Source organism: Pyrinomonadaceae bacterium (assembly GCA_036277115.1).
GTDB lineage: Bacteria > Acidobacteriota > Blastocatellia > Pyrinomonadales > Pyrinomonadaceae > UBA11740.
Genome location: DASUNM010000024.1, coordinates 130,101 through 142,860 on the forward strand (window position 1 = coordinate 130,101; position 12,760 = coordinate 142,860).

The 12,760-nt window shown below is 56.0% G+C and carries 9 protein-coding genes; 7 read left to right on the plus strand and 2 right to left on the minus strand.

Annotated elements, in window-relative coordinates; all coding sequences use genetic code 11:
• The first annotated feature begins 1 nt into the window (after position 1).
• The 5 genes from VFX97_14145 to VFX97_14165 all read left to right on the plus strand — a co-directional run bounded on the left by VFX97_14145 (position 2) and on the right by VFX97_14165 (position 5,810).
• Positions 2-1,996 carry a CocE/NonD family hydrolase gene (locus VFX97_14145; GenBank protein HEX5704340.1) on the plus strand — a complete coding sequence of 665 codons (1,995 nt, stop codon included), beginning with the start codon at positions 2-4 and terminating at the stop codon, positions 1,994-1,996.
• A gap of 238 nt (positions 1,997-2,234) precedes the next feature.
• A complete protein-coding gene (gene speB, locus VFX97_14150) occupies positions 2,235-3,143 on the plus strand; it encodes an agmatinase (protein ID HEX5704341.1) in 909 nt (302 codons plus the stop codon).
• A gap of 13 nt (positions 3,144-3,156) precedes the next feature.
• Positions 3,157-4,194, plus strand: coding sequence for an amino acid dehydrogenase (locus VFX97_14155; GenBank protein ID HEX5704342.1), 1,038 nt, complete (start codon positions 3,157-3,159; stop codon positions 4,192-4,194).
• A 204-nt stretch (positions 4,195-4,398) separates the two neighbouring features.
• Positions 4,399-4,881 carry a hypothetical protein gene (locus VFX97_14160; GenBank protein ID HEX5704343.1) on the plus strand — a complete coding sequence of 161 codons (483 nt, stop codon included), beginning with the start codon at positions 4,399-4,401 and terminating at the stop codon, positions 4,879-4,881.
• A gap of 482 nt (positions 4,882-5,363) precedes the next feature.
• Complete coding sequence (locus VFX97_14165) at positions 5,364-5,810, plus strand: hypothetical protein (protein HEX5704344.1); 447 nt, start codon at positions 5,364-5,366, stop codon at positions 5,808-5,810.
• Between the two features lies 1 nt (position 5,811).
• On the opposite strand, the gene VFX97_14170 is transcribed toward VFX97_14165, so the two are convergent.
• Positions 5,812-7,521 (minus strand): hypothetical protein, encoded by a 1,710-nt coding sequence (locus VFX97_14170; protein ID HEX5704345.1) that lies wholly within the window; start codon positions 7,519-7,521, stop codon positions 5,812-5,814.
• Positions 7,522-7,891: 370 nt separating this feature from the next.
• Here VFX97_14170 and VFX97_14175 point away from each other — a divergent pair, with 370 nt between their 5' ends.
• Together VFX97_14175 and VFX97_14180 are read left to right on the plus strand one after the other, a co-directional pair.
• A complete protein-coding gene (locus tag VFX97_14175) occupies positions 7,892-9,295 on the plus strand; it encodes a serine hydrolase domain-containing protein (GenBank protein HEX5704346.1) in 1,404 nt (467 codons plus the stop codon).
• Positions 9,296-9,483: 188 nt separating this feature from the next.
• A complete protein-coding gene (locus tag VFX97_14180; GenBank protein ID HEX5704347.1) occupies positions 9,484-10,812 on the plus strand; it encodes an alpha/beta hydrolase-fold protein in 1,329 nt (442 codons plus the stop codon).
• A gap of 299 nt (positions 10,813-11,111) precedes the next feature.
• Here the strand turns inward: VFX97_14180 and VFX97_14185 are convergent, their stop codons facing one another.
• Positions 11,112-12,755 carry a serine hydrolase domain-containing protein gene (locus tag VFX97_14185; protein HEX5704348.1) on the minus strand — a complete coding sequence of 548 codons (1,644 nt, stop codon included), beginning with the start codon at positions 12,753-12,755 and terminating at the stop codon, positions 11,112-11,114.
• Positions 12,756-12,760: the final 5 nt, after the last annotated feature.

Consider the following 12,760-nt stretch of genomic DNA (forward strand, 5'->3'; position numbering starts at 1 on the left):
CATGATGCTGAAACGTGCGTCAACTTTCGTCGTCGCTGCTCTGCTGATTCTGCTGGCTGCCTTCCCGGCAGTTGCGCAGGCCGACCTGACAAAGGAACAGCGCGAACTCGCCGACTACATCAAAGATCACTACACCAAGCGTGAGGTCTACATTCCGATGCGCGACGGTGTGAAGCTCTTTGCGGTTATCTACGAGCCGAAAGACAGGGACAAGAAGTATCCGATCATGTTCGACCGCACGCCTTATAGCGTCGCGCCGTACGGACCGAAAGAGTTCAAGACCTTGCTTGGACCAGGCGAGTTGTTCGCGCGCGAAGGCTACATCTTTGTTTACCAGGACGTGCGCGGCCGGTACATGAGTGAAGGCGATTATGAAGATGTGCGGCCTTACATTCACAACAAGACCGGCAACCAGTTCGATGAAACTACGGACGCCTATGACACGGTCGAGTGGCTAATCAGGAACGTGCCTAACAACAACGGACGGGTTGGCGTGTGGGGAATTTCTTATCCGGGTTTCTACACCTCGATGACGGGTATCGATGGCCACCCGGCGGTGAAAGCCATTTCGCCGCAGGCGCCGATCGGAGACTGGTTTCACGGCGACGACACCAATCACAACGGCGCGCTTTTTCTCGCGCAGAACTTCGGCTTCTTTGCGTACATGGGCCAGGTGCGCCCGTCGCCCACGGGCTCGAACGATTACGTAAAGCCGTATCCGTGGGGCACGCAGGACGGCTACAAGTTTTTCCTCGAAATGGGTGGGCTTGGTAAATCCGGTGATCTGTTTTGGCAGAAACTGGGTTTTCGCTCGAAGTTGTGGGATCAGTTGCTCTTGCATCCCAACTACGATCAGTTTTGGAAAGAGCGAAACATCCTGCCGAATCTTAAGAACATTCGCGCCGCTGTGATGACCGTCGGCGGTTGGTACGACAACGAAGATCTTTACGGCGCGCTGGAAACCTATCGTCACATCGAAAAACAGAACCCCGGAATCTACAACGTGCTGGTGATGGGGCCGTGGTTTCATGGCGGCTGGTCCAGGTCGGATGGCGATTGGCTGGGCACTGCGTACTTCGGAGGCAAAACCGGCGTGCACTATCGCGCCACCTACGAGCTGCCTTTCTTCAATTACTTTTTGAAAGACAAGGGAAGCATCGCGCAGATCAAAGAAGTCAACGGCTTTGACACGGGCTCGTACGACTGGCGGGAGTTTGGTGATTGGTCACCGACGAGCTCGACCGACACGCCCATTTACCTGCTCGATAACGGCCAGTTGAAGTTTGGTGACGGCGTGGCCGGCAAACGGCCGCCCGATGGTGCAAAGGTGCACGATGAATACGTCAGCGATCCGTGGAATCCGGTGCCGTACACACAGAAGATCACCCGCAATTACCCGGCAGACTTCATGACGGAAGACCAGCGGTTCGCGGCTATGCGGCCCGATGTGCTCGTTTATCAAACTGAGCCTTTGAAAGAAGACATCACTGTCGCCGGCAACATTAAGCCCGAAATCTTCATTTCATCCAGCGGTACCGATTCGGATTTGGTGGTAAAGCTGATTGACGTTTTTCCTGACGACTACGAATACCCTGAGACCGGCAAGAAGTTATCCAATGGCGACCCGGAAAGGATCAAACCGCCTGACAATTCCGCGTGGTCGGTCTTCAGACCCGGCGGCTATCAAATGCTTTTGCGGGGTGAGCCCATGCCCGCGCGCTTTCGCGACAGCTTCGAGACGCCGTCGCCGCTCATCGCGAACCGGCCCACGAAAATTTCGTACGTGATGCCGGGGGTCGTGCATACGTTCAAGAAGGGCCACCGCATCATGGTGCAGATCCAGAGCACCTGGTTTCCGCTCGTCGCGCGCAATCCGCAGAAGTTCATGCCGAATTATAAGCTCGGCACGGACGCAGATTTTCAGAAAGCGACACAGCGTGTCTATCACTCAGTTCAATATCCATCACGAGTTTTGTTACCGGTGATGAAGAGATAGTCGTGATAAAATCTCAGCGATGACCAGAAGAGTTGTTTTGTATCCTGGCGAAGACGGTTACGTCGTGGCGGAGGTGCCGAGCCTTCCCGGTTGTGCAAGCCCAGGGAAAACGCGGGAGGAGGCTTTGGCAAATGTTCGCGAAGCAATCTCACTGCATGAAGATGTTCTGCTCCAGCTTCGCTTTAGTAGCAGTGGACAACTCAATGAGCCGCGGAGCGGCGGCAGAATTTAGCCCCGGGTGAGCGAGCGAAGCGAGCGTAACCCGGGGATCAAGTCCCCACCTGATCCAAAGCCCGCTTTAGCGGGCGACAGCGCCAAACTCCCGTCTAATCAGTCGGAGAAGCCCCGAGCAGTCGCTCTCATCGGCTTCTGTACCGACGAAAATTCTTCTTTCTTGCACGGCGCTGCCAAAGGTCCTCCGCTAATTCGACGCGAGCTCTTTTCCGCCGCGCGAAACCTTTGGACCGAAGGTGGAATCGATCTGGGCAGGGAAGGAATCCTAGACGACGCCGGCGATATCTCTTCTGCTTCTCCGAGTCAGATCGAGGATGCAGTTAGCTCGCTGATGGCCCAGGGCCGGCGTCCATTGGCATTGGGTGGCGATCACTCGATCACTTTCCCGATTGTCAGGGCCATTGCGCGGGAATATTCATCGCTTAGCATCCTGCATTTCGACGCGCATCCCGATCTCTATCACGATTTCCGCGGCAATCCTTTCTCGCATGCCAGCCCGTTCGCCCGCATCATGGAAGCGAAACTCGCACAGCGGCTGGTGCAGGTCGGGATTCGGACAATGAACGCCCATCAACGGGAGCAGGCTGAAAGGTTCGGCGTTGAAGTGATCGAGATGAAGAATATAGAGGAGGGATTAGCGCTGATGTTCGATACTCCGGTGTACGTTTCGGTCGATATCGACGCGCTTGATCCCGCTTTCGCGCCGGGCGTGGTTCATCGCGAACCAGGCGGCCTGTCGACCCGGCAACTAATCGAGATTATTCAATCGATTAACGCGCCCGTCATCGGCGCCGATATTGTTGAATTCAATCCTGAGCTGGATCCGACGGGAATGACCGCGGTCGTTTGCGCTAAGATCTTGAAGGAGTTGGCGGGAAAAATGCTGACTTTGGAACCAGTTCCAGGTTCATAACGTATCGTTAGTTTTGGCGAACATCGTGCAGATTACCGAACTAAACATCCCCGATTACGAACACGTTGCCTCGTGCGTTGATGGTGACTATCGCGGGTTCGTGGCGATTCACAGCACCAGGCTCGGACCGGCCGTCGGCGGCACGCGGTTTTGGAAGTACGAGAGTGATGAAGCCGCGCTCAAAGACTTGCTGCGGCTCGCGCGGGGGATGACTTATAAGAACGCTTTGGCGGGACTGCCGCTCGGGGGCGGCAAATCGATCATGCTGCGTCCCGAAGGCGTGATTGATCGGGAAAAGATCTTTCGCGCTCACGGACGCTTTGTAGACACTTTCGGCGGACGTTACATCACCGCGGAAGACGTCGGCACAAGTCCCGACGACATCGCCATTGTCCGGCAAGAGACAGCGCACGCGGCCGGCCTGCACGGTTTGTCGGGTGATCCATCGCCGTTCACGGCGCGCGGTGTGTTTCGCGCAATGCAAGCCGCAGCGACGCACCGGTGGGGTTCTGAGTCGTTGGTGGGAAAAACCGTGGCGCTGCAAGGTTGCGGGAACGTTGGCTATCACCTGGCCTCGTTGCTTCACGCTGACGATGTGCGCTTGATTGTTTCCGACGTCGATCCGGTGAAAATCGATCGTCTGGTAAAAGAGTTCGGTGCTGCAGTCGTCGCGCCTGAGGAAATTTACTCGGTCGAATCAGAAGTGTACGCGCCCTGCGCGCTCGGCGGCACCATCAACGATGAGACGCTCGCACAAATTAAAGCTGAGGTAATCACCGGCGGAGCGAACAATCAGCTTTTGGAAGATCGTCACGGTGACGAACTTGAAAAGCGCGGGATTCTCTATGCGCCCGACTACGCGGCGAACGCCGGCGGGATCATCAACGGCTGCCGCGAATTGCTCGGATGGGAACCGGCACAATCACTGGCGAAAGTTGATGAGATTTACGACACGGTCCTCGACATCTTCCGCACCGCCAAAGCCGAAGGAATTCCTACCTACAAAGCGGCAGATCGGATCGCTGAGCGGCGGCTGAGCGAGAGTAATTAGTAAATCAAACTGGTAGTGTCCAATTTGCTTTTCTCTGTGCATGCTCTGTGGTTCTCGGTGTCTCTGTGGTGGTAGTTTCTTTAAGACAATTCACCACAGAGACACGAAGTTCCGCAGAGTCCCACAGAGATTTTGAAATTGGGACCCTACCGATCAGAGTCCCGCTGCTTATTCTTACTTCACCACTACGATACACTGAAGCCGATGCCTGAATTCGCGATAATCTTTTCAGCTCTCAGCGGCCGACTCCTGTTACCGGGTGTCATTCTTGGCATAACGGACTGGTTGCCGGAATTGACTTGGTGGAACGTTGGCCTTGGCGCGCTAGTTGTAGTAGTCACGTTCGTCGTGGCTACCGGGGTGGTTTCCTTTGTAGTGGTAAAGCTACCGGTCACCTATTTTCATCCCGACCATGATCGCGAAATTCTGAAGGACAAGCATCCGGCCATTCGCTGGGCGGGAATCATCGGTAAGAACCTGGCGGGAGTAATTCTAATTGCGCTCGGCGTGGTGTTGTCCATGCCGGGCATTCCCGGTCCGGGGCTGGTTACTATTTTGTTCGGCGTGATGCTGGTTGATTTTCCCGGCCGGCGTTGGCTGGAGCACAAAATCGTCAGCCGACCCGCAGTCCAAAAGTCCATTAATAATTTGCGTAAAAGATTCGGTAAAAAACCGATCAAACTGTAAAGGGTGAGAGCTTTCGCAATCACGCGATAGATTCGCACCCCGTGAGTCGGGTAGCTCGCGGATTGGAAGAAGTTGATGAGATAAATACCGGCCTCGAATTTCTTCACACCGAGAAGCGGAACGCATTCCTATTTACGAAGCGGCGGATCGTTTGGCGGAAGAACGGTTTACAGACGCCTCATGCTCGGCGCTGTAGACAGTGGTATCCTAGCAACCATGCCTAAGGATAAATCGAGTGCTAAGGCTAAGCAGCGCCGGCGTGCAAAAACGGTCGATTCGCCTGCGCGTGTTAGTGAAGTGCTTATACACGGGGGCTGGCCGGACGTTTCTACGAATGCTAACGGGACGCAGTACGAGTATCAGCATATTCGGAATCCCCGCGTAGCCGGAGAACGAGAGAGAATGCTTGAGAAGCGACAGAAGTTAACATTGAAAGCTTTTCGGATCGCGTACGAAAACCAACATCAACGTAAGAGTTCTTGATGTCGTACTTCACTTACGACACTTCTGTAATCATTTCACGGAAAGTAACGGATCTCCCCGGCCTTCCCGGTAGCTTTCTGATGTCAGCGGTAGTCCTAATGGAATTGACGGCTAGTGCGAAAGACGATTCACAGCGCAAAGTCTACGAGCGATTATTTCGTTATTATCAGCAAGACAACTCGTTGATTGTGCCGGACGAGAACGATTGGCTCCTCGCTTCCCGAATTCTTTTTTGGTTAACTCAAGGACGAAGGCGAATAACCAAGGGCAAGCTGAAACGCTTACCGGCCGGAATGGCTCAACGGATGGCGCTTGATGTGCTCATTGCAGTCAGCTCGCGCCGATGGAGAGCGACTGTAGTGACTGAGAACTACGACGACTTCAAAACGATCCAGCGATACTGCAAGACGAAGATCGCGAAGGCGTCTGATTTCCTTCAGCGTTAGGTCACTTTCCCAACCGCGACCCACTCAACACGAAATCCGCTCTGGCCCACGCTTTCTTGAAACGCGCTTCGACTAACGCCGCCTCATCATTCTTGTTCTGCGCTTTCAGGGCCTGCATCAGTCCGTACAGTGCCCAGCCGTTTTCCCGGTTACGTCGCAGATCTTCCCAATAAACCGTCTCAGCTTCGGCGGGCCGATTCGCCGCTAACAAGATCGCGCCCAGCGCATGACGCGGCGGATAATGAAACTCGGAAGGCTCGGTGTAAACGAGTGCGTCTTCGAGGCGGACCGCCTTCTCGAGGTGCCCGATGGCGTGGTTGTAATTCTTCTTTGCGGCTTCAATCTCGCCGTCCAGAACTTCCCGGGCGATGGAGAGGACCGCGCGCCCGGTGTTCGGCGAGAACAGCGGCGCATCGAGCGACTTGTCCGCCAGCACTGCTTCCAATTTTCCGAGTTCCTGTTCAGCCTCGTTCGTCTGGCCTTTGCCGACGAACGCGGTGCCGCGCGCGTAATGCCACTGGCCCCGCATATACGCGCTGGTTGCCGGCGGCTCAGGCTCACGCAGCATCTCGTCCCATTTTCCGAAACGCGTCAGTGCAAAGTAAGGCACGACGCGAAAGCCGGCCAGCAGCGGAACCGCTTTCAAAGTTTCGTCGTCCACTCTCGAAGCCGTCCTGCGCGCCGCATCGATCGCCAGTTTGCTGCGGCCGTCAGCCGTCGCCGCGAACCAGAGGAAGTGCAGGTTGTGCGGATAGTAGGCCATCGGATAGAGGCCCTGCGCGCGACATTGCGAAATGTAATCTTCATCGGCGGCAATGGCCATCTCATTGCTCTTCGCCGCATCGGCATAACGCCCTACGCGCTGATAAATATGCGCCGGCATGTGCACCATGTGACCTGCGGCCGGCATCAAGGTCAACAAACGATCCGATGCGGGTTCAGCTTTGTGCGGCTCGTAAGCTTCCATCAAGTGAATGTAGAGATGCAGCGCGCCCGGATGATTCGGATTGCGCGCCATCGTCTTTTCCGTGAGCGCGACAATCTCGGCAGTGCGTTCGTAGGGAACGCCATCGCGCGTCCAGTAGCCCCACGGCCGCAAATCCATGACTGATTCAACGTAGAGCATCGCGATGTCCTGATCGTCAGGGAACTGCAAATGCACTTTGCGCATCGCGTCGGCGTAAGCGCGATCATTCGCGACCCGGTCCTCAGCTCGCCCGTTGTATCGGGACTTCAACGCATCGATCAAAGCCTGCTCGCGCGGTGACGCTTTCGCTTTCAGCGCGGACGCTTTCTGAATGGCTTCGAGTGCTTTCGGCTCATTTGCCGGATCCATAGACGCGTTGATGTTGGGACCCAGGGCCAAAGCTTCTCCCCAAAAAGCCATCGCTAAATTCGGATCAAGCCGCGCGGCTTCGCGATACGCCCGGCCCGCTTCCGCGTGATTGAACGCGTACGAAAGATTCAAGCCCTGATTCATGAAGAGCTGTGCTTGCGCGTTCTTTGTCGACACCGGAAATTTGTGATTGCCGAGCTTCTGCAGGCGCGGCGCGATCGCGCCCGTCGGAGAAACTGTCTGCTGCGTCGGCTCTTTGTAATGAACGTGACTCGGCGCCGGCTTTTTCTGGTCCTGCGCAAGAGCGTTCTGCGGAACGGCAACGCAGGTCAGGTAAACAACGAAGGCGGCAAGAATGAGTCGTAGGTGTTTCATGGACTTATCCTTTCTGGATTGCGTCTCTCTACTTTGGTGTTTTTTACGTTTCTGTAGCCCACCCGTTTACGCCTTGGCACTCAAAAAAGAGAACGGGATTTGAGGCCCCATTAATAAGCTTTCGATCTTAATCAACTCGTTTCCCCAGGCGTGAACGCCTGGGCTACGGAAACATAAGATTCTCAGGACTCTACGGACTTCGGGGGAGGGGGGATTCTATCGCAACGCTGCTATATAATCACGCAGTTTTTGATGGACTTCGTCCGCGTACTGGACGATTGAATTTAGCCAGCGGGGGGCTGCCCGCGCGCGGGGCCCGGTCGCTACCGCTCCCGGTACTGACATTTCCATCCGCCAAGGAGGATCCAAAGTGCGACTTGCGAAAACTTTACTGTGCTCGTTCGTCATCGTACTCGCTTTTGCTTTTCACGGATTCGCGCAGGCACAACTGCCGGCTGAAGTCACTACGCAGATCGACAAACTCGTCACTGACACCCTCGCCCGCACCGGTGTGCCGAGCGCCTCAGTCGCAGTGGTGAAAGACGGACAAGTCGCATACGCCAAAACCTACGGCGACGCGAAGCTCGATCCGAAAACGCCTGCGGCGGTCGGCATGCGTTACAGCATCGGCTCGATCAGCAAACAGTTCACGGCGGCGGCGATTCTGCTTTTGCAGGAGCGGGGCAAGCTTTCGCTCGACGACAAAGTCGCGAAGTACATTCCCGACCTGACGCGCGCGAACGAAATAACGATCCGGCAACTGTTGTCGCACACGTCCGGTTATCAGGATTACTGGCCGCAGGATTACGTGATGAAGCCGATGCTTGAGCCGATCACGGCGCGCAAGATCATGGACACCTGGGCCAAGAAGCCGCTCGACTTTGAACCGGGAACGAAGTGGCAATACAGCAACACGGGCTATGTCATCGCCGGGGCGATTGTTGAGAAGGTCGCGCGGATGCCGTTCTTTGAGTTCCTCCAACAGAACATCTTTAAGCCGCTCAACATGACAAGTGTTATCACCGTCGACAAAGGAAGACTGCCGGAAAGCGATCCGATCGGATATCTGCGCTACGCGCTTGGTCCTTTGCGTGTCGCACCGAAAGAGGGAACCGGCTGGCTGTTCGCTGCGGGCGAATTGGCAATGACGGCGGAGGACCTGGCGAAGTGGGACATCTCGATTATCGATCAGAAGCTTTTGAAACCGAGTTCCTATCTCGTGCTTGGAACTGAAACGTTGCTGAAGGACGGCTTGGGGACAAATTACGGCCTCGGCGTGACGGTGAGTTCTCCAGGCGGCCGCCGCGCGCTTTCGCACGGAGGCGGCGTCTCAGGCTTTACCACGAGCAACATTGTCTTTCCCGACGATCGCGTGGCAGTGGTCGCACTGACGAACCTGGATAGCGGCGGCGCTTCCGGCCCAATCGCTAACGGCATTCCCCCGCTGCTGTTTGTGGCGAACGATGCAGTGACGACTGCGAAGCTGGACCAGGCAAAAAAGATTTTCGAAGGATTGCAGCAGGGAAAAATTGAGCGCTCACTCTTCACTGACAACGCGAACGGTTACTTCAGTGAGCAAGCCCTCGAAGATTTCAAGAACAGTCTTGGCCCGCTCGGCAAGTGGGATTCATTCACCCAAACGGGCCAGAGTCTTCGCGGCGGCATGACCGGCCGCTCTTACATCGTTCGCTTCGCGAGCAAGACGGTCCGCGCCTGGACTTACGAAATGCCGGACGGAAAGCTGGAGCAGTTTCAGGTGGCGGTGGGGAATTAGGGTTGGAGAAACTTTTCGTCAGGACGGCCGAGGTTAGCCGTGAGTGCCACGCCCCCGGGGTCCCCGGCCGAGCATCTCGGCTGGGGTGGAAGTCCCTATGCTGACACCCGCTTCGCGCGTTAGGGCATGATTCATCCAAACCTACGGCGCTCGTTTGGGCGTTAGTTCGTTAAAGGAGGTTCTAAACTATGCGGTATCGCTTCTTCATTTTTCGCAAATCGGCGTTAACCGTTTACTTGCTCCCGATTGCACTCTTGGGGGCATCGTCGGTTCGCATCAACGGCCAGGATGCTTCTACTCTTCCTGCCGGACCCAGTGCGCCCGCACAACCAAAGCCGAAACCACCGCGCCGGCTGGATAGTCCGCGTCTGATTGCGTTGGATCGTAAGGTGAGAGCTGGAAACCGCGCGGCAATCAAACAATTCTGGGAAGAAGTTCAAGGCAAAGCACCGCTGATCGAACCGCTTCCCGGTGATGACCAACTCCGCCGGGTAACTTTTCTCTGGCGCGGAGGAGCCGAAGCCAGCGAAGTCACACTTGACGGGAACATCCCGCCGGACTCAATAGACGCGCCGTTACTGCGTTTGGGGAACACAGACGTCTGGTTTCTTACGCTGCGGTTGCCGGCGACCGCGCGCTTCACTTATGGCTTTAAGCGTCCAGGAATAAAACAGACTGCCGATCCACTCAATTCGCTGAGGTTCAGATCATCCTCATACGCCGAACTTCCAGCCGCACCTCCGCAGACCTGGACCGTGGTCCAGCCGGAGGTTCCAAAAGGGACAGTCACGCCCGAGAAGCTCAGAAGTGAAATCCTGAAGGAAGATCGATCGGTTTCCATCTACACGCCTCCGGGCTATGACCCGAAGGGCGGCTCGTACGGTTTGCTGGTTCTTTTTGACGGCCAGGATTATCGGGGACCCATGCCCATTCCGACGATTCTGGACAACCTGGTGGCCGCGAAAAAGATTCGCCCGTTGGTGGCGATTCTGATAGACAACCTGAATGAAGCGTCGCGCGATCGCGACCTTGAATGTTATCCACCATTCGCGGACTTCGTGGCCAAAGAACTGGTTCCGTGGGCGCGCCAGCGTTATCGTTTTAGTGCTGAACCAGAACGCGCCATTGTGGGGGGCGTGAGTCTCGGTGGCCTCAACGCCGCATACTGTGCGCTCCGTTATCCGGAAGTCTTCGGCAACGTCCTCTCACAGTCGGGCGCGTTCGGCTATTTCCCGGATTGGGACGAGGTAGAAGAGAACGATACCTCTCCGTTCGGATGGTTGATTAGGCAATACGTGACGACGCGAAAATTGCCCATCAGATTCTATATGGAAGCCGGATTGTTCGAGAACGATTGTCCGGAAATCCTCCTGGCTCAAAACCGGCGCTTGCGCGATGTGTTGGAGTCCAAAGGGTACTCGTTCGTCTATTCCGAGGTAGCCGGAGGTCATGAGTTTCTTAACTGGCGTGCCTCGGTGTCTGATGGCCTGATTGCACTCGCCGGTCGAGAGCAGTAGCGTCAGGGTGGTGAGTGGAGCAGCGCGAGGTCTTTAGAAAGTAAGGCGCGAAGCGCCGTTGCACAATAGTCCCCCCGTAAAGTCGGGGTAAGGTGTCCCACAATTAGTCTTTCCCTCTCCCTCTGGGAGAGGGGTTAGGGGTGAGGGTGCGCAGCATAGGGGCCGGATTGATCATGCCGGTCCTTCGGACCTCCGGAACAATGTAAACGATGTAACCCCGACCTGACGGTCGGGGCTATTACATTTCGGTCCTTCGGACCTCACCCGGTCGCCGCCGCTCCCGGTACTGACCCCACAATCTACTTCACTCGTACGAACGGCATGTCGCGCAATCGTGATGCGCCCACGTGCATGGCATTGACCTTCCCATTTTTGTCCCGTGTGAACCAGACAATAAATCCCGGCACGGAGAAATGATCCCGATACAGCGGCTGCATCGGCAGACTCGTAACCGGTCGCTGCTTGATGAAGGCCTTGTCGGCTTCGACAGCGACAGTCAATCTCGCGCCAGCCTCTTCGCTAAACCAATCTCCCTTAAATGATGCAAGGTCCGCTGGCGTGGGCGTCCATTCCTTCTCCGGTGCGAAGCGCCTGACTTCACCATCGGTATCGACGGTCTCAGCAAACAGCGGCTTGCCGTCTTTATCCAGCGTGAACTTCAATCGGTTGTCACCAAAAGCAAACTGTCCGCTTCCGGTTGGTACAAGGCGCGCGCCGCCCCAGCGCGAGACGCCGTTTTCGACTACGAAACGCGCCGGCGCATGCGTTTTTTCATTCCGCCAGATACCGGCAAGTTTCTTCAGCTCGTCTTCTGAGACCTTGGCAGCTTCGATCGGGGTTTCTGGAAATGGCCCGAAGATCTCATCAGTGATGGCCTCGGCGATTCCACCTGCGCCCGGTGATGTGCCATTACACATGACACCGACTGAGAACTTCTTGTCGGGCAGACGCGCCAGAAACGTTTGATAGCCGGCAGTTGCGCCGCCATGCGAGACATCCTTCAATCCGTGGTGTGTCCCGACTTCGAGCCCAAGCGCGTACGCAATCTTCCTCCCATCATTAAGCACGCCTTGTGTCTCCAGCGTATTAACCAAAGGCGCACCCAGCGACTTCGATTCAAACATCGCGTTCCATTTCATCCAATCGCCGACCGTTGTGAGCATGCCGCCGTTTCCATACACATTCATGAAAGGCATATTAAGTCGCCACGGTCCGGTGCCTTGCCGCGCATACGCCTGGGCGCGGCCCGGCACAACGCGCTGGTAGTCGTCTCGCCACGAACTGTTCTTCATCCCGAGCGGTTTGAATAGCCGCTCTTCGACGAACGCGGGAAACTTCTGTTTCGAAACACGCTCGACGATTATCGCGGCCAGGTTGTATCCGCTGTTTGTGTACGAGTATTCCGCGCCGGGTGTGAAGTTGAGTGCGCGCTGATGCTTAATAACGTCAAGTGCGAGATCCTGAGAGACGACTCGATCACCCCGACCCGCGCCGGTCAGACTCATGACTGAGCCCCAGTCGCGCAGTCCGGAAGTGTGATGCAACAGATGTCGGATCGTCAGCGGATAACCGTAGTCGGGGAGTTCGGGAATATGTTTCATGACCGGATCGTCAAGATTGAGCTTTCCATCCTGATGCAGCAGTACGATCGCGGCGGCGGTGAACTGTTTCGCGACTGAGCCTGACTCAAAAATTGTTTGCGGCGTGTTCGGAACATTATGCTCGAGATCGGCAAGTCCGAACGCCTTTTCGAACACTGTCTCGCCGTTCAGCGACACTGCGGCGGCACAACCGGGTGCTGGCCCGACGTAAGCCTTGGCAAATTTCTCGAATGCTCGTTCCGCGCCGGCGATGACTTTCTCTCTGTTGGGCGCCTGAGCCCAGGTTGCGCTAGAAAGAGACACAACCAGAGCGAAAACGAATAAGAAGTTTGTTCTTCTCATAAAGT

Excerpts from the sequence above, each read along its gene's own strand:
- VFX97_14145 (HEX5704340.1), top strand. The coding sequence starts at position 2 with ATGATGCTGAAACGTGCGTCAACTTTCGTCGTCGCTGCTCTGCTGATT.
- VFX97_14160 (HEX5704343.1), top strand. The coding sequence starts at position 4,399 with ATGCCTGAATTCGCGATAATCTTTTCAGCTCTCAGCGGCCGACTCCTG.
- VFX97_14165 (HEX5704344.1), top strand. The coding sequence starts at position 5,364 with ATGTCGTACTTCACTTACGACACTTCTGTAATCATTTCACGGAAAGTA.
- VFX97_14170 (HEX5704345.1), bottom strand. The coding sequence starts at position 7,521 with ATGAAACACCTACGACTCATTCTTGCCGCCTTCGTTGTTTACCTGACC.
- VFX97_14180 (HEX5704347.1), top strand. The coding sequence starts at position 9,484 with ATGCGGTATCGCTTCTTCATTTTTCGCAAATCGGCGTTAACCGTTTAC.
- VFX97_14185 (HEX5704348.1), bottom strand. The coding sequence starts at position 12,755 with ATGAGAAGAACAAACTTCTTATTCGTTTTCGCTCTGGTTGTGTCTCTT.